General features: G+C 61.9%; 17 protein-coding genes. 9 read left to right on the forward strand and 8 right to left on the reverse strand.

Features of this window, described 5'->3' with window-relative positions:
- Nucleotides 1–117: 117 nt before the first annotated feature.
- The 4 genes from OQE56_RS01810 to OQE56_RS01825 all read left to right on the forward strand — a co-directional run bounded on the left by OQE56_RS01810 (nucleotide 118) and on the right by OQE56_RS01825 (nucleotide 5,822).
- Nucleotides 118–2,931: a TonB-dependent receptor gene (locus tag OQE56_RS01810; RefSeq protein ID WP_267220956.1), complete on the forward strand. Its 2,814-nt coding sequence runs from the start codon at nucleotides 118–120 to the stop codon at nucleotides 2,929–2,931.
- A gap of 81 nt (nucleotides 2,932–3,012) precedes the next feature.
- On the forward strand, nucleotides 3,013–4,542 hold the full coding sequence (locus tag OQE56_RS01815) for a CehA/McbA family metallohydrolase (RefSeq protein WP_267220958.1): 1,530 nt from the start codon (nucleotides 3,013–3,015) through the stop codon (nucleotides 4,540–4,542).
- 361 nt (nucleotides 4,543–4,903) lie between these two features.
- Nucleotides 4,904–5,221: an antitoxin Xre/MbcA/ParS toxin-binding domain-containing protein gene (locus OQE56_RS01820; protein WP_267220960.1), complete on the forward strand. Its 318-nt coding sequence runs from the start codon at nucleotides 4,904–4,906 to the stop codon at nucleotides 5,219–5,221.
- Nucleotides 5,222–5,387: 166 nt separating this feature from the next.
- Nucleotides 5,388–5,822: a hypothetical protein gene (locus OQE56_RS01825; RefSeq protein WP_267220962.1), complete on the forward strand. Its 435-nt coding sequence runs from the start codon at nucleotides 5,388–5,390 to the stop codon at nucleotides 5,820–5,822.
- An 18-nt stretch (nucleotides 5,823–5,840) separates the two neighbouring features.
- Here the strand turns inward: OQE56_RS01825 and OQE56_RS01830 are convergent, their stop codons facing one another.
- From OQE56_RS01830 to OQE56_RS01850, 5 genes are all read right to left on the reverse strand, one after another.
- Entirely contained in the window at nucleotides 5,841–7,412 is a 1,572-nt protein-coding gene (locus OQE56_RS01830) for a PepSY-associated TM helix domain-containing protein (protein WP_267220963.1), read from the reverse strand.
- A 1-nt stretch (nucleotide 7,413) separates the two neighbouring features.
- Nucleotides 7,414–7,671: a hypothetical protein gene (locus tag OQE56_RS01835; protein WP_267220965.1), complete on the reverse strand. Its 258-nt coding sequence runs from the start codon at nucleotides 7,669–7,671 to the stop codon at nucleotides 7,414–7,416.
- The gene (locus tag OQE56_RS01840; protein ID WP_267220967.1) at nucleotides 7,668–7,940 is read right to left on the reverse strand and encodes a hypothetical protein; all 273 of its coding nucleotides are present in this window, start codon (nucleotides 7,938–7,940) and stop codon (nucleotides 7,668–7,670) included. Before OQE56_RS01840 ends, OQE56_RS01835 begins: the two co-directional genes overlap by 4 nt.
- A gap of 166 nt (nucleotides 7,941–8,106) precedes the next feature.
- The gene (locus OQE56_RS01845; protein ID WP_267220969.1) at nucleotides 8,107–8,973 is read right to left on the reverse strand and encodes a transporter; all 867 of its coding nucleotides are present in this window, start codon (nucleotides 8,971–8,973) and stop codon (nucleotides 8,107–8,109) included.
- A gap of 141 nt (nucleotides 8,974–9,114) precedes the next feature.
- Complete coding sequence (locus tag OQE56_RS01850; protein ID WP_267220971.1) at nucleotides 9,115–10,407, reverse strand: OprO/OprP family phosphate-selective porin; 1,293 nt, start codon at nucleotides 10,405–10,407, stop codon at nucleotides 9,115–9,117.
- A 274-nt stretch (nucleotides 10,408–10,681) separates the two neighbouring features.
- Between OQE56_RS01850 and fabV the strand changes: the two genes are divergently transcribed.
- Both fabV and OQE56_RS01860 read left to right on the forward strand, forming a co-directional pair.
- Nucleotides 10,682–11,887, forward strand: coding sequence for an enoyl-ACP reductase FabV (gene fabV / locus OQE56_RS01855; protein WP_267220973.1), 1,206 nt, complete (start codon nucleotides 10,682–10,684; stop codon nucleotides 11,885–11,887).
- 151 nt (nucleotides 11,888–12,038) lie between these two features.
- Nucleotides 12,039–13,457: a cryptochrome/photolyase family protein gene (locus OQE56_RS01860; protein ID WP_267220974.1), complete on the forward strand. Its 1,419-nt coding sequence runs from the start codon at nucleotides 12,039–12,041 to the stop codon at nucleotides 13,455–13,457.
- 1 nt (nucleotide 13,458) lies between these two features.
- On the opposite strand, the gene OQE56_RS01865 is transcribed toward OQE56_RS01860, so the two are convergent.
- Complete coding sequence (locus tag OQE56_RS01865) at nucleotides 13,459–14,649, reverse strand: cation:proton antiporter (RefSeq protein ID WP_267220977.1); 1,191 nt, start codon at nucleotides 14,647–14,649, stop codon at nucleotides 13,459–13,461.
- Nucleotides 14,650–15,007: 358 nt separating this feature from the next.
- A complete protein-coding gene (locus OQE56_RS01870) occupies nucleotides 15,008–16,483 on the reverse strand; it encodes an MFS transporter (RefSeq protein WP_267220979.1) in 1,476 nt (491 codons plus the stop codon).
- Between the two features lie 238 nt (nucleotides 16,484–16,721).
- On the opposite strand from OQE56_RS01870, the gene rnk reads away from it, so the two are divergent.
- Nucleotides 16,722–17,132: a nucleoside diphosphate kinase regulator gene (gene rnk, locus OQE56_RS01875; RefSeq protein ID WP_267220981.1), complete on the forward strand. Its 411-nt coding sequence runs from the start codon at nucleotides 16,722–16,724 to the stop codon at nucleotides 17,130–17,132.
- Nucleotides 17,133–17,187: 55 nt separating this feature from the next.
- Here rnk and OQE56_RS01880 read toward each other — a convergent pair whose 3' ends face one another.
- Nucleotides 17,188–17,808, reverse strand: coding sequence for a phosphatase PAP2 family protein (locus OQE56_RS01880; protein WP_267220984.1), 621 nt, complete (start codon nucleotides 17,806–17,808; stop codon nucleotides 17,188–17,190).
- 133 nt (nucleotides 17,809–17,941) lie between these two features.
- Between OQE56_RS01880 and ligA the strand changes: the two genes are divergently transcribed.
- The gene (gene ligA / locus OQE56_RS01885; RefSeq protein ID WP_267220985.1) at nucleotides 17,942–20,332 is read left to right on the forward strand and encodes an NAD-dependent DNA ligase LigA; all 2,391 of its coding nucleotides are present in this window, start codon (nucleotides 17,942–17,944) and stop codon (nucleotides 20,330–20,332) included.
- Nucleotides 20,329–21,285 (forward strand): EF-P lysine aminoacylase EpmA, encoded by a 957-nt coding sequence (epmA, locus tag OQE56_RS01890; RefSeq protein ID WP_267220987.1) that lies wholly within the window; start codon nucleotides 20,329–20,331, stop codon nucleotides 21,283–21,285. Before ligA ends, epmA begins: the two co-directional genes overlap by 4 nt.
- Nucleotides 21,286–21,287 lie beyond the last annotated feature (2 nt).

The raw sequence follows: 21,287 nt of genomic DNA on the forward strand, positions 1-21,287 counted from the left end.
GGAATGGGCGGTACCTGATGTCGGTGAAACGGACTCTTAGATGGGTATCGGCCAACACGCAGCGTTAGTCGCGCTGCGCGCTGGTCAGCACCAACACCCACTAAGGCCCTCCCCGATATGCGACAACGTTTAGCAGCTTCCATTGCGTTTGCTCTTGCCGGCTCCTTGCCCCTGGCCGGATGGGCGGACACGCCAGCCACGCCGACACACACCGCCGCCATTGCGCCCATGCCGCTGTCGCAGGCGCTGGATCGATTCGCCCGCGGCGCGAATCTGCAGATCGTCTATGGTTCGGAGATTGCGGACAGCATTCGCAGCCCCGGCGCAGATGCGGGCTTGCCGCCCGAGCAGCAGTTGCGGCAGTTGCTCAGCGGCACCGGTCTTACCTATCGCTTCATCACACCCAACACCGTGACGATTGTCCCGGGAAACGTATCAGCCAATGCGGGCAGCCCGGCCGCCGCTGCGGCGACGACGGCCGGTAAGGATGCGTCGGATCCGGCGCCCGCTAACGCTGCTTCGGCGACGAACGACGGCAAGAGCGCCAAAGACCTGGATCAGGTCGTTGTCACCGCCCGCTCCGGCGTGGACGTGCGCACCAAGGCCCAGACCAGCTACTCCATCACCACCATCGACGAAGACCGCCTGCGCATGCAGGCGCCGACCAGCGTTACCGAAGCGATGAAATCGGTGCCTGGCTTCTGGGTGGAAGCATCCGGCGGCGAGGCCAGTGGCAACATTCGGGCGCGTGGTATTCCCGTTGATGGTTTTGGCTCGGTGAATTTGCTCGAGGACGGTATACCGGTACAGCATGATCCCGCCCTCGGCTATCTCAATGCCGACCAGGCGTTCCGTCTCGACGAAACCATCGATCGTATCGAAGTCGTGCGTGGTGGCCCGTCGTCGATCTTCTATTCGAACGCGCCGGCAGGCGCGATCAACTTCATTCCGCGCCAGGTCGGTGACATGGCCGAGGGGTTGGTGAAGTACACCGTCGGCAATTACAGCCTGAATCGCCTGGATTTCTGGTATGGCACGCCGATCGGCGGCGGCTGGAAGCTCAGCGCGGGCGGCTTCTATCGTATCGATGACGGTATCCGCCGGCCGGGATTTACCAACGATCAAGGCGGCCAACTGCGAGCCACGTTGTCCCGCACTTTTGAAAACGGCGACATCAGTTTCGATATCAAGCATATGGACGACAAGGTCGCGCTGGACCTTGGCATTCCCATGTATCGCAATGCCAGCAGCGATCTGGTGGCGGTGCCCGGTTTCAACGGCAATTACGGCACGCTGGCTGGCCCGGATACCGAGCACGTCAACATGATCCAGGGCAATGGCAACCTCTACAAGTTCGACAATAGCCTGGGCACGGACGTCAAGCGGACGCAGTTCACCGTGAAGTTCGATTACAACCTCGGAGCGGACTGGAAGCTGGCCGAGAACCTGCGCTACAGCGACACAGATACGCAGCGCAACGGCGTCTATCCCAACGCCATTCAGACGGCGACGGCATTCCTTGCATCGGCGCAGTCACGCCTGAAGCAGTACTTTCCCAACGCAGCCGGCATGCAGCTGCAGTACGTCGATGTGCCAAATCAGGTGTTCAATAACGCCAGCCAGAACGGAAACGGATTGGTGGTGATTGGCGGCCTGCGCGGCATCACCATGCCGATGAACGAGTTCACCAACGATACGCGTCTGCTGCGCAAGTTCGAATTGGGCGACCAGACCCACGACGTGACGCTGGGCTACTACTACGCCCATTTCAACCAGAGCTTCGACCGCTATTCGTCGACGGCGCTGCTCGATACGCGAGATAACGCGCGCCTGCTTGACCTGGTAGCGCTGGATTCTGCCGGCAACCCCATCGGCAAGCTGACCAATGGCGGTATCTACAACTACGGTTACGAATGGGCGCACGCCAGCGGCCAATCCAACACCAACGCCTTCTATGTCTCCGACGAATGGCAGATCACCGATAAGCTTCGTATCGACGGTGGCGCGCGCTGGGAAGACGTGAACACCAAGGGCTGGACCGAGTCTCCGAAGACGGTGAATCTGGGTACGCCGCCGACCTCGCAGATCATCACCGGTAGCGGTCAGGTCGTCAGCTACGATCACAGCTTCAATAAGGTGGGCTGGACACTCGGCGCGAATTATCAGTTCAGCGACCACCAGGGCGTATTCGCGCGCTACACCTCGACCTTCCGCTTGCCGAATCTGAGCTCTTACATCACCACGCCAACAGCGACGCCGGTGATCCAGACCATGATCCTGCCGGAGATGGGCTACAAGTTCAGCAACCGCTACATGGATGCGTACGCGACCCTGTTCTACACCAAGTACAACAACGTCAGTTTCAGCAACTACGTGTTCAATGCGAATACGGGGGCTTCGACGCCGCAGACCGGTTACGCCAACACCAAGACCTATGGTCTGGAGCTGGAAGGCACGTTCTATCTTTCCAGGCTGTTCGATGTGCAGTACACGGCAACGCTGCAGGACCCGCAGTACAAGGGGTTACGTTACACCACGGTCGTAGCCGGCGCGCCGGTGTTGCTCGACTACGATGACAATCAGCTGATTCGTGTACCCAAGACCAGCTTCCGGGTCGTGCCGGGCGTCAATTTGTTGAACGACAGGCTGCGCCTGCAGATGACCTACGAGTACGAAGGCAAGCGCTACGTCGATACGGCCAATTCCGTGGTGTTGCCGCAGTACCACACCATCGGCTTCAGCGCCCGCTATCAGGCTACTCCAGAGCTGTCGTTCTTCCTGTATGCGGACAATCTCAACAACTCGCTGGGTCTGACCGAGGGCAATCCGCGCGCGGGCGAGCTGGCCAGCGCAGATGCCGGCAAGAGTGTGTTCATTGCGCGCCCGCTGCTGGGCCGCTCGTTCCGGGCGTCGGTCATGTATCGCTTCTGACGATGTTGCGTAACGTTCCGCGTGCTGCACCGCATGGCAGCACGCGGAACGGATTTTCTGTGTCGCCCGGAGAAGAACACCATGGTTGACTGGATGCGCCGTTCCTATCGTTTTCTGTTGCTGGTCACCTTATGGCTGGTGCTGCTGAGTGTGGCCTGCGCCATGGATGCCGAGCCGGATCTGGTCTTGCGTGGACAGTTGAACGGCAGCGACAACCGCACCTATCGCGAGGTGCCATTTGACGTTCCTGCCGGCGTGAATCGCATTACGGTGCAGTTTGATTACACCGGCCGCAATGAGCACACCACGGTGGATCTCGGTCTGCTGGGGCCGGGCGGCTTCAAAGGGCAAGACGGTTTTCGCGGGTGGAGCGGTGGTAGCAAGTCATTGTTCACCGTGGGGGTGACAGATGCCACGCCATCGTTTCTGCCGGGCTCGATTCGCCCGGGCCGATGGACCTTGCTGTTGGGCATTCCCAACATCCGGCAGCCTGCCAAGGCCGATTACACGGCAAAGATCTGGTTCGGTCATCCCGGCGATCCGGCGTGGTTACCGGCGGTGATGAATCGCCCGTTGCGTCGCGAGGCCGGTTGGTATCGCGGCGATCTGCACATGCACGGCGCGCACAGCGATGGCAGCTGCGCTACACAGAGCGGCAACCAGCGGGCGCCGTGCCCGTTGGTCTTTACGGTGCAAGAGGCGGCAAAACGTGGGTTGGATTTCATTGCGTTGAGCGATCACAACACGGTATCGCAAGCCAACGACATTCGTGAGCTGCAGCCTTACTTTGATCGCCTGTTGCTGATTCCCGCACGCGAAGTCACGACGTTTCAGGGGCATGCGAATCTGTTCGGCACGATCGAGCCGATCGACTTCCGCGTCGGTAGCGCCGCGGTGCCCGACTGGAACGCCTTGCTGCGGCAGATCGAGAGCTTGCATGGCGTGCTGTCGATCAATCATCCGATACGCCCCAATGACGAAACGTGCATGGGCTGCGGCTGGACGCCCGCACAGCCGGTCGACATGCATCGGGTGCAGGCCATCGAGGCCGTCAACGGCATCGATGCCATGCTGCCCGATTCAGGTATTCCGTTCTGGCAGCACCTGCTGGATCAGGGCTATCGCTTGACGGCGATCGGCGGCAGCGATAATCACGAGGCAACGCGCGCGATAAGCCTTCCGGCACTCAGCAGCATCGGCACACCCACCACAGTGGTGCACGCCGATGCGTTGTCCATGCAGGCCGTTCTTGCCGCCATCCGGGCGGGTCATGTGTTTGTGGATGTGCAGGGTAGCGCCGATCGCATGCTCGACCTGACGGCTCGCATGGACGACGTGAGCGCGGAGATGGGTGATGCGGTGAACGCAGCCGCGGGACGGATCATCCGTTTCTCGATGGCCGTCAAAGCACCGGCGGGTTCGCGCATCGAAACCCTGGTGGACGGCAAGGCCTTTGCGCCGGGCGGCGCCAGCGCAACGAGTGAGGCGCTTCAGCATCTGGCATTCGACTGGACCAGTGACGGGCAACGCCACTGGGTTCGCGCGAATGTGCGCGGCGCGAGCGGACAGCTTCTGCTGATCGGCAACCCGATTTACGTCAACTTTCCCTGAGTTGTTCGCTACGCGACTGCGTGGGTCAGGCAAAGGCCAGCGTATCCCTGCGTAGGGCACGCTTCCCGGATCCCCAATGGTGGGGGGCGAGCATCCCGGCATGCTACGACCGATTCCGTGGCTTGAAACGCTATCCAAAAGTCTTAGTCGGGCGCGGCGAGGAATTCACGCGAATTCAGCATTTGCTTCCGCATGATCCGACCGCAAGGGCCCTGACAAGCGTCGTGTTGGTCGGGTACCTGTGACACGAGTGTCATCAGGCGCAGGGAGAAGCGATAGCGGTCTTGGCGTTTCTCCGGCCCCGGTAGGAGAGCGCCGCAGACGGAATGAGCGGACGACGTGGGGGAGGATGGAGGAGCGTATGCGCAAAGTGACCATCAGGTTTCAGGACGTCGCCACCGAACTAGCCCAGATCAATGCCCAGCGCGATGACGTGATGGAACGCGCCTTCGTCATGCTCGAGCTGCGGCAGGGCACGCTCGCCACGATGCTGGTGCAGAGCCTGGGCGACCGGCAGCGCGCGGTGCGCTGGATGTGTCGCCATCAGAACGCCTTTGCCGGGCGCACTGCTTACGAGCTGCTGGCCGACGGCGAAGAAGACACCGTGTGGGATGAGATCGCCCTGATGAGCGATGCCCCCGTCGCCGCGCGGCTCAATTCGGTCCGCATGGCTTACTGAGCCGGTAAGCCATCGCTCCCGGAGGCCGAAAGGAACCACGGCTGTGGTCCCTCCGCTTGTCACGCGTTCCCGCGTGACAGGGTGCGCAAGTATTTGCGATAGTCGCCCCGGGCCGGTGAGAGCACCGGACCCCGCAGGGAAGCGCACTCCGCACCAGGGAGGGGGAATGAACGTACTCAAATGGCTATTCGTGGTGGGCGTAGCCGCCTGCGTGTATCACTGGTGGCAAAAGCATCATGCCGATGGCGCGGATGGCGACACACAGACCGCGCTGCTGGAAAAGGGCACCGGCTTTGTGCCGTTCCCCCGACCGATGGGAGCGCGAGCCGACGCGGTGCTTATTTACGCGCCGGCCAATTGCCCTTCGGACGTGGCACGGCGGGCGAACAAGCTCGCGCAGCAACTGAAAGAGCTGGGCATCCCCAGCGTCCAATTGCAGGAAGCCAGTTTCGATATCGATGGTTCGAATCCGGAGGCCATGGCGCAGATCAAAAGCGTGATGGAAGGAAAGGGGCCCCCGGTCATCATACGAGGGCGAGCCAAAGCCAATCCCACCATCGACGACGTAGTAGCCGAGTACCGCGCCCCTCGCAGGCGCTGACAGCGCTGTCATACGGCGTCAGGGTGTGGGCTCCGCAGGCGCACGCAGCGCCCATACGCTGTTGGTATGGCCGTGGCGTGCGCGACGCATGGCGGCGCGTGCGAAACAGGCGAAGACGACGCCGAGCGCGAGGCCAGTGAGGTCAACGCCCACGACACGCCAGCCTAGCGGCGATCCGCCCGAGAACATGGCCGGTGCGTTGCTGATCAAGTCGATCATGGCGGTGCAGGCGGTAAGCGCCGCCGTTGCCCATAGCAATTCCACTGTTGCGCGCGCGATGGGGCGAGCACAGGCGTAGATGCACGCCGCCAGAAACAAGCCGTAGCACGCCACGCGCTGCGGCAAGGCGGCATCCATGTCCCACCGCACCGCAAGCCAGGTCGCGGCGAAAGCGCCAGAGATACCGAGGCAGGTACCGATGCACACGCCGACGGTGGCACGCGCCATCACCTGCGTGCGTCGTGGCTGATCCAGATGGCGGCGCTTGCGCCGCGATTCGATCCACAGCAGGTTGCCGGAATAGAACAGAAAGGCGCCTGCCAGACCGAGCAGGAAGTAAAGCCACTGCACCGTCCGCCCGCCGAAACTGCCGAAATGCAGACCGAACAACGAGGCGTAGCTGATGCCATTGAGGCTGTAGCGATGTCCCACATAGGTGGCAAGCACGCTACCGTCGTGCGCGGACATGGCGACGGTGCCATAGGTGCCCAGCGTGTGCTGCGAAAGGCCACGGACTTCGGCCACGGCCTGGCGATCGCCGTAATGCACGAAATGTAGATAGTCCGGCTCGAAAGTGGTGACGCCGCTCGCCAGAGCGGCGGTACGCGCGCGTTGCATCAGTTCCACGGACGAAAGCATGCGGGCCGGCGTACCACTGGCAGTGACAGCCGGCGTGGTTTGCGTGGCCTTGCCAAAAGCCTCGATCAGCTTGCCATCAAAGGCGACGGTATTGAGTGTGGCCAGCGTGATGGTGAACAAGCAGAACAGCGCGCCTGTCACGGCAAAAATCACATGGAAGGGCAGGCTGATCACCCCGATGGCATTGTGTGCGTCCTGCCACAGGCGCTTGATATTGCGGCCCACGCGCATGGCAAAGAGGTCGCTGATCAATTGCGGCAAGTGGATCAGGATGCCGGACACCAGTGCGAGGCCATATAGCACGCTGACGATGCCCATCAGATACAGGCCCACGACCGGCAAGCCCAGCGAGTCATGCAAGGCATAGATGAAATCGGCCAGCTCGTTCTCGGCTGCGCCGGTGCGCGGCGCAGCCATCTGGCTTGCGGTGGCGAAACGGGCATGGTCGCCGTCCTGCCAATAAGCGTAAGCCGCATGCGAGCTGTCGGTAGGCAACACGATGCCGAAATCATCGCGAGCAACGGGGTGCTCGGCGAGCAGCCGTTCGATCAGCGCATCCGTGGACACCCCGGCATCCATCGTGGTGCGCCACGGCGGGTTCTGCCACGCGGCGATATCGTCGTGGAATACCGTGAGCGCGCCGGCATAGAAAGCGACAAACAGCGCGAAGCCAGCCAGCAGGCCGGTCCAGGTATGCACGGTTTGATAGGTGCGGATGGTGGAGGATTTCATCTCACGTTACTGCCATGCGTGCGATCCACAACACGAGAAAGACCGCGGCATTGGCGATACCAAGCACCAGCCACGCGCGTGCGCCGCTACGGAACATGTACGTGCCTGCCATGAAGGCGGTCCACAGCGGGAAGAACAGGATCAGCGCGGGAACTACAAATGCCTCGCCGCGATTCGGCAACACGTGCAGCAACAGCGCTAGCAGGGCGGCGGCCAGCGGAAACCCCAGCAGGGTGCCGGCCAGACAACGGGCCATCATGACTGCGTGTTTTCCGCACCGGGGCCGCGCCACCAGGCGAGATAGGGCAACGTCACCCAGACCAACATGAGTGTGGTCAGTGCCGCCGCGATGCCTGCACCCGTACCGGCCTCTTGCATCCAGCATGCTATGCCGGCAACGAGCAGAAGCCCGCCGAGACGTCGTCCCGTGGTGGAAAGCGATCGCTTGCGCAGACGCTGTTGCTCGCTGGCCAGATAGACCAGCAGCGCTCCTGTAAATATCAGCGACAAAGCAATAACGACAATCACGCGGGCTTCCTGGGCTTGTTTTGGCGTTCGGGCTCCATATTGAGAATAATTCTCAATTGCGAATATTGCTTCTGTCAAGCCGAATGCGCAAACAGGCTGGTGACGCCAGGGATCACCAGCCCTTGGTTCGGGTGCCGCCCGCGTTTCGGGTGGCCAGATGAAGACCTCAGTGCTGTGGTAGCAGCAGCGTAGCGACCAAACGGAAACCCCAGCCTTTCGGGCTGTTGGGTGTGTCCGCCGCCCAATAGCGCACGCCACCGGTGAAGCTCACCGGCAATGTGCCCACGCGGGTCAATTTCGCCACGGTGATATTGACCGGCACCACCCACTGGTGATGTTTCCAGTCGTAACTCGACTCGGCATTGAGGCCATACGTCCAGGCGGTGGGCGTGGTGAAGCTCAGAAACGGCTGGATAAAGGTGCTGCTGACATCGGGATGCGACGGGTCATGGCTGCGCACCGATGCAACCGACCAGATGTGATTGGCCAGCACGCCATAGGTCCAGCCATGGGATTGTTTGAGCAACACGGCGGTGGGACCGAGTCCCCATTTTTTGGAGCCAAGCAGTCCATCGGTAGCTGTCGGAATGAGAAACGCGGGGCCTGCGCCCCAGATGAGGCCGCTGCCGGTAGGGCGCGCGGGAGAGAAGAACAGACTCTGCGTGATATCGCCAAGACCACTCTGATGCCCTGAACCCGGAGAGATATCCGACTGCGACACGACGGGAAGGATCGTGCGCGAAATCATGGTCCAGTCCTCGCTCAGATGGATCGGAATGACCGGCTGGAAGTTCAGATAGGTCTTGTGTCCGTCGTCCGCCGGTCCAATCTTCTGGTCGTAGTTGAACTGAAAGGGCACGCTGATCAGGCTGGCGACGGGATTGGACAGCTTCTTCGCCAGCTCGACATTTTCGGCGTCACCCGATTGCTGCGCGTCTGCCCCGCGTGGTGACAATGCGCCTGCGACGAGCAAAACCATCATCGCGCCGCATAGCGGGCGCTTCCTGCCTCGCAGCGTCTGCGTACATGACATCGGCAATCTCCTGAGTGGCTAAGTGACCGGCTTGCAGACCTATCGCTTGCGTCTGCAGAACCGGCGACGTCCTGCCGTCAGGCCACAGGATGTTTTGATACGCGTCGCTCGAACAGCGAAGAACTACTTAATTGGCGTTGCCTAGAATTGATACTGCAACCGCGCCACGATGGCCGAGGGGTGCTTGCCGTCGTAGGGGTCTCCCGGTTTGTTGAGGTTCACCGCGTGGACCAGATTCGCGGAGAGGCGTACGGATTTGTCCAGGTACCAGTTGACGCCCACGGAAAGGTTGGTCTCCTTGCCGCCAAAGACGTCGCGGTTATTGAGGTCGGTGGTACTCAGGCGTACGGCGACTTCCAATGCGCCGCCGCCACGTCCATTCCATGACGCGTGGGGCACTACCGGGCCAAACGTGGCATTGCTCTCACGATAGTCACGGCTCTCGCCGGTCAACATCCAGCTGGCGTAGGCATACCAGCCCCAGAAGCGCAGCGAGGGGTAGCCACTGTCGCGCTGCAGGCGAGCTTCCATGTATTCCGCTTGCCAGGAGAACGGGCCGTTGACGTGAGCGGCTTCCAGCCCATAGCGCTGCACTTTGTTGGAACCGGAAATACTTCCGGTGTTGAGGAAATAGTCACTGCTGGACAGTGCCACCTCCGGCGCAGAGTCGAACTTCTGATCGTTGCCGGGCCCATAGCGCCGGGTCGAGTAGTCGACGGCCAGGTGGTATAGCCCACCCGCGGCTTTGAGCACGTAGGCAAGCCGCCCGGTAAGGGCGACGCCACGTTGCTGCCGGCCTTCGTCTTTGCCACCGGCGGTGAAGAAGCCATACGTCCATACCCAGGGACCACGGTAATCGCTGGAACTGATGCCGATGCTTCGGCTGGGTGCCAGCGCATTGGTGGTGGCACGTTCGAGAAAGGTGGTATTTCGGAAGCTGCCGAATTGCTCTATACCAAACGGCTCTTGCTGGTTGCCAATGGTGAGCACGCCGAAGTGTTCCGTTTGCTTGCGCACGTAAACATCTTTGAACTCGAAGTGGTCGTCCACCCACTGGGCGTCGGCGTAGAACAGCCAGTCAAGCCAGAGTTTGTGCGTCAGGTTGAGGTCGAAGCGGCGCAAGCTGACCTGGGTATCGCCCAACCCCTTGCCGGAATAGACCGCCGCATCGCCCATCACATAGCCATGGATTTGCGTATGCAGGACCGGGGTGTCGATACCGCCGTCGAGCGGACGCATAAGCGAAAGTTTGCGCAGACTGGAGAGGGCCGCGCCACTGTCGGCCGGCGTGTTGGCTTGGGCTTCCTCGTCCCCTTGTGGTGGCGCCGGTTTGGACGGCTGATTGACGCAGCCGGAAGCGAGCGCGCATGCGAGGCTCGTTGCTATCAACGCAGGAAGCCGCCGCGCCGATGTGCTACGCCCGAATTCGCCCATGATTCCCCGTCATCCTCAATCCTTTGTAACCGATGGCAGCTCTGATGGTTGCCTTCGTCCGGTGTTCGCTATTCATAGTGGGGCGATTGTGAAATCGCAGTCTGTATGCGCGTTGTGCATGAATGGGTAGGCGAAGTGCCCGACAAGGCAAAAGGGCACCTGCCCGGACCGATCCAGGCCGCTGCCAGGCAGCCACAAGCCCTCCCTACGGCAGCGCATGGCCGGCCGTGCGGGTTAAGATGACGGTTTGTACTGCCCTCCCAGGAGTCCTCGAGTGATCATCAACCCCAAGGTGCGTGGTTTTATCTGCGTGACGGCCCATCCGGTCGGTTGCGAACGCAACGTGCTCGAACAGATCAACATCACCAAGGCGCAAGGTGACCTGGGCGAGGGCCCCAAGCGTGTGCTGGTCATCGGTGCCTCCACCGGCTATGGCCTGGCCTCGCGCATCACGGCAGCCTTCGGTTATGGCGCGGCCACGCTGGGTGTGTTCTTCGAGAAGCCCAGCAGCGAGAGCAAGCCGGGCACGGCGGGCTGGTACAACTCCGCTGCCTTCGACAAGTTCGCCAAGCAGGCGGGTCTGTACAGCCGTTCGATAAATGGCGATGCGTTCTCCAACGAGACGCGCGAGCGCGCCATCGAGATGATCAAGAACGAGATGGGCGGCAAGATCGACCTGGTGGTGTATTCGCTCGCCTCGCCGGTGCGCAAGCTGCCGGACACTGGCGAATTGGTGCGCTCGTCGCTCAAGACCATTGGCGAGACCTTTACGGCCAACTCGGTCGACACCAACCGCGATACGGTGGTGCAGGCATCGGTTGAGCCGGCGACCGAGCAGGAGATCAAAGACACCGTCACCGTGATGGGTGGCGAGGACTGGAAGCTCTGGATCGATGCGTTGAGCAAGGCTGGTGTGCTGGCCGACCACGCCAAGACGGTCGCCTACAGCTATATCGGTACGGAAATTACCTGGCCGATGTACTGGCACGGCACGCTGGGCCAGGCCAAGCAGCACCTGGACAACACGGCCAGGCAGCTGGTCGCCGAGCATAAGGCCGAACATCTCGACGCTTACGTGGGCGTGATGAAGTCGGTGGTGACGCAGGCCAGCGCGGCGATCCCTGTGCTGCCGCTGTACATCGCCATTTCCTTCCGCGTGATGAAGGAAAAAGGCATCCACGAAGGCACCATCGAACAGATCAACCGCCTGTTCCGCGACCGCATGTACCGCACGGACCATCAGGCGCCGGAGCTCGACAACGATGGTCGCCTGCGCCTGGACGACTGGGAGCTTCGTGAGGACGTGCAGCAGGTCTGCAAGGCGCTGTGGCCGACCATCACCACAGAGACCCTCAACGAGCTCACCGACTACGCCGGCTACAAGAGCGACTTCCTGCGTCTGTTCGGCTTCGGCCGTGAAGACGTGAACTACGAGGAAGAGGTCGACGCCGACCGCCGCTTCGACGTCGTCGAGCTCTGAGGCGACACCCGGGATGCCGCCGGTGGCGGCATCCCCTTCGGCACGTATCTCTGGCCGACAGTGACTGCCAGCGGGCAGCGCTGCCGGATACCCCTTGTGGCAGCACGGAAGCCGGGCATACAGCGGCGCCCATTCTCAATAAGCTGTTGCCATGAGCACCGCCATCGTCTGGTTCCGCCGGGATCTCCGCCTCGCCGATCATCCGGCGCTCAGCGCGGCTTCCCAGGCGCACGAACACATTCTTCCGCTCTATATCCATGCCCCCCACGAGGATGGTTTGTGGCCGGCCGGCAGTGCGAGCCAGTGGTGGCTTCATCACTCCCTTTCCAGACTTGACCTGAGCTTGCGTGAGCGTGGCAATGCGCTGCACCTGGCCCAAGGTGACAGCCTGCACGTGCTTGGCGATCTCATCGAGCGCACGGGCGCCAGCGCGGTGTACTGGAGCCGCCAGTACGAACCCTCGGCCATGGCGCGCGATACCGGCATCAAGGCTGCGTTGCGCGAGCAAGGTATTGAGGTGCATAGCTTCAACGCGTCGTTGTGGTGCGAGCCGTGGCAGATCGAGACGAAGCAACAAGGACCCTATAGCGTCTTCACTCCCTTCTGGCGGAATCTTCGTACGCACCTCGGCGCAGGCAAACCCTTGCCGGCGCCTTCGTCGTTGCGTGGGGCGATAGTGGACGGAGGCTTGCCGATTGACGCACTCCGGCTGCTTCCAGCAATTCGCTGGGACCTCGGCCTGCAGGAGACATGGCAGCCGGGAGAGCAGGGGGCGCGCGAGCTGCTCGACATTTTCATGGACGATGCGGCGCGTGACTACGCGCAGGCTCGTGATCTCCCGGCTTGCCACGGAACGTCACGTCTTTCACCTCACCTGCATTTCGGGGAGATATCGCCGGGGCAGATTCATCAGCTGTTGGCGAATCAGGCCGCGGCCGTCGATGTACGCCACCGCCCCGAAATCGAGCCTTATCTGCGCGAGCTGGGATGGCGCGAGTTTGCGCATCACCTGCTTTACCACTTCCAGGACACGCCCACGGAAAACTTCAACAAGCAGTTCGACAGGTTTCCCTGGGCAGACAACGATGCATCTTCCCTTGAGCGCTGGCAGCGCGGGAGCACAGGCATTCCCCTGGTAGACGCTGGCATGCGCGAACTCTGGCATACCGGATGGATGCACAATCGCGTGCGCATGATCGTTGCCAGCTTTCTCACTAAAAACCTGAGGCAGCACTGGCTTAACGGCGCGCGATGGTTCTGGGACACGTTGGTCGACGCCGATCTCGCCAACAATACGCTGGGCTGGCAGTGGGTGGCCGGTAGCGGCGCGGATGCCGCGCCTTTTTTTCGCGTATTCAATCCGGTGACACAGGCACAGAAGTTCGATCCGCAAGGGCGTTACCTGCGGCGCTGGCTGCCTGAGTTGTCTTCGGCGCCGCTGCCTCTGTTGTTTGAGCCATGGAAGGATCCGGAGCTGCTGCGCCGCAGTGGTTATCCCGCGCCCATGCTCGATCTTGGCGACACGCGTCTGGCGGCGCTGGATGCCTGGCGCGTGATGCGCAGCGTATAGATCAGCTGGGCGTGTCGGTAGATGTGACGGGACGGCGGAGTAGCCACGCGAGCACGGGTGGCGTCACCATGGCCGTGAGCAGCGACATCGCCACGATGATGGCGTAAATCTGGTTCGTGAATACCCCGGCAGACAAGCCCAGACTGGCAATCACCACGCCCACCTCGCCACGCGGAACCATGCCGAAACCCACGATGATGGCACTGCGCGAGCGCAACGACAGCGCGCCGAGATAGCCGCCAATCAACTTCGACGCAATGGCGATCAGGGTGACCACCAGCAACATCATGCTGGCCTCGAAGTCGGCTAGCAGATGCAGATCGATTTTGCTGCCGGTGATGACGAAGAAGAATGGCGTCAGCAAGGCGAGCAAAGGCTGCGTCTGCTTTTCCAGGGTGTGTTGCTGGCGTGTTTCGGAGGCGATCATGCCGGCGAGGAAGGCGCCGATGATGGCGGCCAGGCCAAACAGGGTCGAGACATAGGCCAGACCCAGGCATAGCGCCAGCACGATGGCCAGCGCCGAGTTCGGGTTCTGTGGTTTGTCCAGCCAGCGGGAATTCCAGCGCATCACACGAGCCCCGCCCAGGCCGATGACGGCGATGAAGCCGATCGCGCCGCCCAGCACGGCGAGCAGATGAATCAGGTCGACGCCTTCGCCGCCTTGCAGCGACACCACCACGCCAAGCAACAGCATGGCAAGAATGTCGTCGATCACCGCAGCGCCAAGAATCACTTTGCTCTCGGTACGCTGCAGCGCGCCGAGCTCTTGCAGTACGCGCGCGGTGATGCCCGCCGAGGTGGCAACAAACGCTGCCGCGATGAAAAGGGAGCGGCTCCAGTCGAACCCGTTGCCGTGCGCCCACAGGCCGCCCATTCCAAACGGCACCAGCACGCCAAGCACGCCCACCAGGAAGGCCACCTTGCCGACCTTCTTCAGGTCCTCCAGGCGTGTTTCCAGGCCCACGGAGAACAGCAATAGCACCACGCCGATTTCCGCCAGCACATCCAATGGCGTGCCTGTGGCGACCTGTTCGGGCGTGATCCAGCCAAGCACGGAAGGGCCGACCACGCAGCCCGCGGCGATCTCGCCCACCACGCCGGGAAGTTTCAGGCGCTGCGCGATCTCGCTGCCGATCTGGGCGGCGATAAAGACGATAAAGAGTGTGAGCAGGATGTCGCTGGCGTGGTGCATGGAGAGGAGCGGCCCCGTGATCAGATCCGCTGCATGCTACATGCTCCGTGATCCGTGCGTGGTGCGTCCCTAGGGATGCTCTGATCTATTCCACGTGCCCGGCATGACGTCCATAAGGCTCAGCGGCGGTGTTGCGCGGCACAGGACAGACTGGCCGTCTGTTCAAGCCGCGTGGCACCGTCGCTGGGCCTTATGGACGTCACCCCTTCTATTCAGATTAATACGTTGGGGCCGCACGGTATGCGCGCAACGCTTCGCCCCGTCGTCTCGACAGACGGCCAGTCTGCCTTCGCCGCCGGAACCGTGCGTTGCGTGCATACCGTGCGGTGACGGGTACGTGGAATAGATCAGAGCATCCCTAGCCGGAGGCTCGCCCCGGTCGTGGCGCGCCATCGTTCTGCAGGCGGCTGAACACCCAGCTGGCCGTGGCCGTCACGATGCCGAGCAACAACACAGTCCAGCGGAAGGCGGGAATGTAGTCCTCGTTCGAGTGTCCTTTCAGCAGGGCTTCCATCAATAGCGAGGCCAGCGCGATGCCGAAACTCATCGACAAGTATTGAGCCGTCGATGCCATCGACGATGCCTGTGAAGCGAATTTCACGTCCAGGTCGTTGTAGATCAGCGTGTTCATGGCGGTGTACTGCATGCCCATGAAGCCGCCGTAGATGAAGACCATCAGCGCAATGAGCCACATCGGCGAACTCTTGCCGAGCAGGGCGAACGAGGCGAGCAGGGCGGCGACGACCAGCGTGTTGGTAAACAGCAGATTGCGATAGCCAAACCGGTTGAGCAGCTGGTTGATGCCCCACTTTGCGGTAATCGAGCCCAACGCTTGCGGCACCATCATCAGGCCGGCCATCAACGGCGACCAGCCGCAACCGACCTGCAGAAACAGCACGAGCAACAGAAACATGCCCGACACGCCCAGCCGCGTGAACAGGTTGCCTGCCAACGACACCCACACGCTGCGAATGCGCAGCAGGCTGAGATCGGCAACCGGATGAGGGGTGCGGCGGCTGTGCCAGACATAGATCGTGCCGAACGCGATGGCCAGTGCGCCATAGATCGCAATGGACACCCAACGGCCACCACCGCCGCTGGCGACTTCTGACGCGGTCAGCAGCATGGCCGAGGCAGCCGCGAACAGCAGAAAACCGAAGATGTCGAACGCGGGCGCCTGGTCGAGCCGGTAGTCGGGCATGTCGCGCCGGTTCATCCACATACCGACGATACCTACCGGCACATTGATCAGAAAGATCAGTCGCCACGAGGTGTACTGCGCAAGCGCACCGCCGAGCAGTGGACCAAGCACCGAACCCATCAGGCCCACCGTGGCCACCGTGCTCATCGCCCTTACAAACTCGCGTTTGTCGATGCTGCGCACGAGTACGTAGCGGCCCACAGGCATCAACGCTGCGCCGCCAAGGCCTTGCAGCACACGCGCCGCGACCAGCTGCGGTAGCGTCTGCGCGATGCCGCACAACAACGAGCCAATGGTGAAGGTGGCGATGGCCGCGGCAAAAATGCGACGTGTGCCGAAGCGATCGCACAGCCAGGGGCTGGCCGGAATGAAAATCGCCAGCGTCAGCACGTAGCTGGTCAAGGCGGTGCGCATGCCCAGTGGTGTGACATGGAGCGCATCGGCCATGGCGGGCACGGCGGTGTTGACGATGGTGGAATCCAGCGCCTGCATGAAGAACGCCGCAGCCACCAGCCAGATCAGGCCGCGATAACGCTCGCTGGACGACGCTGCCGGTGCTGCGGGAGCTGGCGCCTCATCGTGCGGAGGTGGATCGGGGAGGTTGGCCTCAGGGGTGGCAAAATTTTCTGGCATGCCTTTCCATGATACCTGCTACGACAGCTTGCTTTTGTGCGCTGTCATGTCCACAGTCGTTGTCCTATTATCTCAAAGTCTGTGCGCACGCATCACGTCGTTGGCCTCCGGTCAGGCCGCGCGAGTGCCGCGAGCGGACGTTGATCGCTATGCGATCACTTATAGACCGCGCGCGCTGGGGCGATTTCGTCCCGGCGCGTCGTCTTTTGTGATCGCCTGTACGAAGACAGGAGTCAACATGAGCACCAAGCCCCCCATCGTCCTTTCCCGCCTGGACCTTGACCGTATCGATGCGTTGCTGGAGCGCATGCCGCCCACGCAGGCGGCCCAGTACGAGGCGCTGCGCGCGGAGCTGGATCGCGCCGACGTGGTGGAGCCCTCGGCTATTCCGGCCGACGTGGTGACCATGAACTCCGTGGTCACGTTCAAGGACGAGGATTCCAGCGACGAGCTGACCATCAGCCTGGTCTATCCGGCGGGAGCCGGTGCGCCGGGTACGGTGTCGATCCTGGCTCCGGTGGGTAGCGCCTTGCTGGGGCTGCGCGTCGGGCAGCAGATCGAGTGGCCCACGCCCGATGGCCGCAAGCGCACGCTGCAGGTGCTGGAGATTGAGTATCAGCCCGAAGCGTCGGGTGATCTCCACCGTTGACGCGGTCGTCACATGACGCCGGTCACACCGGCGTCACGTAAGTGATGATCCGCCATCAGTCGAAATGATGGACGTAACCCACCTGGAAGCCGCCTGGCAGCAGGGAAATAATCCAGGGTGACTGGCGATGGGTGGCCCACAGCCCGATACCCGTGCCAATGGCCGCGCCGAACACCACATCGCTCTGCCAGTGGCCGTGGGTCTTTACGCGGGCGAACGCATCATAGACGGGCAACAAAGCAAGCAGATAAACGGTCGGATGATCGCTGCCATACGTAGCGATGAAGGGTGTGACGGCGGCTGACACGGCAGCCACTTCGCCGCTCGGAAAGCTTTGATGCTGGATACCCTGGAACCATTTGTTAGGGTTGCTCGTTTCGGAGGGGCGTTCGCGCTGGAAGGTCCACTTGAGCGCCTGCGTGCTGACGCCAGTGACGACCATCGAATCCACCGAGCGCCAGAAGGTATCGCCGAGCTGACTGTTATCGCCTAGCCAGATGGCGCCGCCGGCCACGGTAGCAATGCTGCCGTAGAGCAGGATCTCCTGGTTGCTGCGTTTCCATATGCCGCTGTTGTCGTAGGGCACCAGGTGATCCATGCCCAGGATGCCGCTACCGGCCCAGGCAGGGCTGCAGGCAAGGACGAATGCAAAAGCCGCTAACTGTCGAGTACGCATAAGCTCACCCTCCAGACTGCGAATCGGCTCGAGTTGTCACGAAAAATCTACGCCGACCCTCTTTCTTTCTGCTTACGAAAGGCTTAAATGCGTTGCCTTCCCGTTAAACTCGGGAGGCTATGAGGACCCCTGCATGAGCCAGAGCCACCCCCACGATAGTCACGCGCGCGCCACTGAGCTGCGCGAGAAAATCGAGCGCGCCAACTATCGCTATTACGTACTCGACGATCCGGAAATCACGGACATCGACTACGACCGCATGCTGCGCGAGCTGGAGGCGCTGGAACTTGCCCACCCGGAGCTCGCCACGTCTGATTCGCCCACGCGCAAGGTGGGTTCACGCGCGCAAGGTGGCTTCGCCGAAGTGCGGCACGCCATGCCGATGCTGTCGCTCAATAACGCTTTTGAACTGGATGGCGACAACGATCGCGAGCGCTATCGCGAAGTGGCCGAGTTTGAGCGCCGTATCGAACAGACGCTGGACAGGCGCCAGCCTGTGTTTTCGGTGGAGCCCAAGCTCGATGGTCTTGCCATCAGTCTGCGCTACGAAAACGGCGTATTCGTGCAAGGCGCCACACGTGGCGATGGCGAAACCGGCGAAGATGTCACGGCCAATCTGCGCACGGTGCGAGCGATTCCGCTGCGCCTCATGGGCGAAGGTTGGCCGCGTGTGCTGGAAGTACGCGGCGAAGTGATCATGCTGCACAAGGACTTCGAGGCGTTCAATGCGTACGCCCGCGCGCATGATGAGAAGACGCTGGCCAATCCGCGCAATGGTGCGGCCGGTTCGCTGCGCCAGCTCGATCCCGCCATCACTGCCAAACGCAAGCTGAGTTTCTTTGCCTATGCCGTGGGCGATGTGCAGGGCGGCGAGTTGCCTACGACGCATTCGAAGACGTTGGCGAAATTGCGAGACTGGGGTTTCCCGGTGTCGACCGAGGTGGACACCGCACATGGTTTCGATGGCCTGATTGCGTATTACCAGCGCATCGGCGCCAAACGCGACAGCTTGCCTTACGACATCGATGGCGTGGTCTACAAGCTGGACGACTACGAGGGCCAGCGTGCGATGGGCTTTGTTTCGCGTGCGCCACGCTGGGCGATCGCGCACAAGTTCCCCGCACAGGAACAGACCACCACGGTTGAAGCCATCGAAATCCAGATTGGGCGCACGGGCGCGGCCACGCCGGTAGCGCGCCTGGCGCCGGTGCAGGTGGCCGGCGTTACGGTAACCAATGCCACGCTACATAACGCCGATCAGGTGGCCCGTCTTGACGTGCGCGTGGGCGATACGGTGATCGTGCGCCGTGCCGGTGACGTGATTCCCGAAGTCGTGCGCGTGATGACCGACTTGCGCCCCGCGCATACCCATGCCTGGCACATGCCTTCGCATTGCCCGGTGTGTGGCTCGGCGTTGCTGCGTGAGGAAGGCGAGGCCGCGTGGCGCTGTTCGGGTGGTTTGATTTGCCCGGCGCAGCGCAAGGAGGCACTGATCCACTTCGCGGCACGCCGCGCCATGGATATCGAAGGCGTCGGCGAGCGATTCGTCGATGCGCTGGTCGATTTTGGCTATGTCCATACGCCGGCCGATCTCTACAAGCTCACGCTGGACGATTTCCTGGAGATGAAACGGCGCGCAGACGAGCGCGACGGCACCACACCGGAGACCGTAAAGCAGGGCAAGGTCGCCACGAAGTGGGCGGAGAACCTCATCGAGGCGATCGAAGCCAGTAAGCACACTACCTTGCCGCGATTCCTGTTTGCCCTGGGCATCATGCATATCGGCGAGAGCACGGCGAAGACGCTGGCTGCCTGGCTGGGAAGTCTGGCAGTGATTCGCCGTATGCCGGCGTCGATCCTGCGTGTGCTACCCGATATCGGCCAGGAAGTGGCGACATCGATTGCGGGATTCTTTGCACAGAAGGGGAATCAGAACGTGGTCGATGCCTTGCTGGCGTCGGGCATCGTGTTCTCCGACGAAACCCATCCGTCGTCGAAATTGCGCCAACGGCTGGATCTTTCCGCACTGCTCGATATGGCTGGCATCAACAAGCTGGGTCCAAAGAGCACCAAGCTACTCGCTGAGCGTTTTCGCTCGCTGGACAAGCTGCTCGCCGCCGGTCCTGCGCACTGGGTGACCGCAGGCCTGCCGTCGGCAGCGTCGACCAGCCTGGAGGCATTCCTTTCTCAGGAGAAGCATCTGCATCCGTTGCGCGAAGCGGATGCGGCCATGAACGAATTGCTCGCAACCATTCCTGCCGCGTCGAGCGCCGCCGAGGCACCCCTCGACGGTCAGACGGTGGTGCTCACCGGCACGCTGACGTCGCTTAGCCGCGATGAAGCGAAAGACCGGCTCGAAGCACTCGGCGCCAAGGTGGCCGGTTCAGTGTCGAAGAAAACCAGTTTCGTAGTCGCTGGCGAAGCGGCTGGCTCCAAGCTCGACAAAGCGCGCGAGCTCGGTGTGGACGTGTGGGATGAAGCGCAATTGCTTGCTTTGCTGGCTCAACACGAGGGTGGGGCATGAATCTGCACCTGGCCGGCCGCCTGCACCTGCGTGCACGCCTGTACGCTCAGATCCGCGCCTTCTTTGCTGCGCGTGAAGTGCTCGAGGTAGAGACGCCGATTCTCTCCGCAGCAGGCAATACCGATCCGAACATTGAAAGCTTCAGCACCGCCTTCAGTGGTCATGTCGATGCCGGTTCGCGCCAACGCTGGATGCGCACCTCGCCCGAGTACCTGTTGAAACGGTTACTCGCTTCCGGCGTGGGCGATTGCTACGAACTGGGTCGCGTATTCCGCAATGGCGAGGCCGGTGGTCGTCATAACCCCGAGTTCACCATGCTGGAGTGGTACCGCGTCGGCTGGGATCATCATCAGCTGATGGAGGAGACCATTGCGCTGGTGGAAATGGCGCTGTCGTTGGTGGGGCGCCGGGCCGAGGTGTGGGTGGAAGGCTATCGGCAGTTGTTCATCGACGAGCTGGGTATCGACCCCATGCATGCGCCCATCTCGGACCTGCAGGCAGGGCTGGAGGAATTCAATATCTCCGGGGAGGGGCTGACGCGCGATGACTGGCTCGATCTGCTCATCACACATCGCTTGCAGCCAGCGTTTCCCGCCAATCGCATTACCGTGATCCATGACTATCCGGCATCGCAATGCGCTCTTGCCAAAGTGAGGCCAGGCGATCCGCCGATGGCTGAGCGCTTCGAGCTCTACCTGGGGCGCTATGAGCTGGCCAACGGTTATCACGAGCTCAACGACGCGGCGGAGCAACGCCGCCGATTCGAACGCGATAATGCGGTGCGTACATCACGCGGCCAGCCGGCGATCCCGTTTGACGAACAGTTGCTCGACGTGCTGGATGCCATGCCCGATTGCGCCGGCGTGGCGCTGGGTATCGAGCGGCTGCTGATGTGCATGGTGGGCACGGACGCTATTGCCGACGTGCTTACCTTCCCGTTCTCGGAAGCCTGAGC

Origin of the sequence: Dyella silvae (assembly GCF_026421305.1) — a bacterium.
Classification (GTDB): domain Bacteria; phylum Pseudomonadota; class Gammaproteobacteria; order Xanthomonadales; family Rhodanobacteraceae; genus Dyella; species Dyella silvae.

Coding starts and splice junctions, on each gene's coding strand:
- OQE56_RS01810 (WP_267220956.1), top strand. CDS start 118: ATGCGACAACGTTTAGCAGCTTCCATTGCGTTTGCTCTTGCCGGCTCC.
- OQE56_RS01815 (WP_267220958.1), top strand. CDS start 3,013: ATGGTTGACTGGATGCGCCGTTCCTATCGTTTTCTGTTGCTGGTCACC.
- OQE56_RS01820 (WP_267220960.1), top strand. CDS start 4,904: ATGCGCAAAGTGACCATCAGGTTTCAGGACGTCGCCACCGAACTAGCC.
- OQE56_RS01825 (WP_267220962.1), top strand. CDS start 5,388: ATGAACGTACTCAAATGGCTATTCGTGGTGGGCGTAGCCGCCTGCGTG.
- OQE56_RS01830 (WP_267220963.1), bottom strand. CDS start 7,412: ATGAAATCCTCCACCATCCGCACCTATCAAACCGTGCATACCTGGACC.
- OQE56_RS01835 (WP_267220965.1), bottom strand. CDS start 7,671: ATGATGGCCCGTTGTCTGGCCGGCACCCTGCTGGGGTTTCCGCTGGCC.
- OQE56_RS01845 (WP_267220969.1), bottom strand. CDS start 8,973: ATGTCATGTACGCAGACGCTGCGAGGCAGGAAGCGCCCGCTATGCGGC.
- OQE56_RS01850 (WP_267220971.1), bottom strand. CDS start 10,407: ATGGGCGAATTCGGGCGTAGCACATCGGCGCGGCGGCTTCCTGCGTTG.
- OQE56_RS01860 (WP_267220974.1), top strand. CDS start 12,039: ATGAGCACCGCCATCGTCTGGTTCCGCCGGGATCTCCGCCTCGCCGAT.
- OQE56_RS01865 (WP_267220977.1), bottom strand. CDS start 14,649: ATGCACCACGCCAGCGACATCCTGCTCACACTCTTTATCGTCTTTATC.
- OQE56_RS01870 (WP_267220979.1), bottom strand. CDS start 16,483: ATGCCAGAAAATTTTGCCACCCCTGAGGCCAACCTCCCCGATCCACCT.
- rnk (WP_267220981.1), top strand. CDS start 16,722: ATGAGCACCAAGCCCCCCATCGTCCTTTCCCGCCTGGACCTTGACCGT.
- OQE56_RS01880 (WP_267220984.1), bottom strand. CDS start 17,808: ATGCGTACTCGACAGTTAGCGGCTTTTGCATTCGTCCTTGCCTGCAGC.
- ligA (WP_267220985.1), top strand. CDS start 17,942: ATGAGCCAGAGCCACCCCCACGATAGTCACGCGCGCGCCACTGAGCTG.
- epmA (WP_267220987.1), top strand. CDS start 20,329: ATGAATCTGCACCTGGCCGGCCGCCTGCACCTGCGTGCACGCCTGTAC.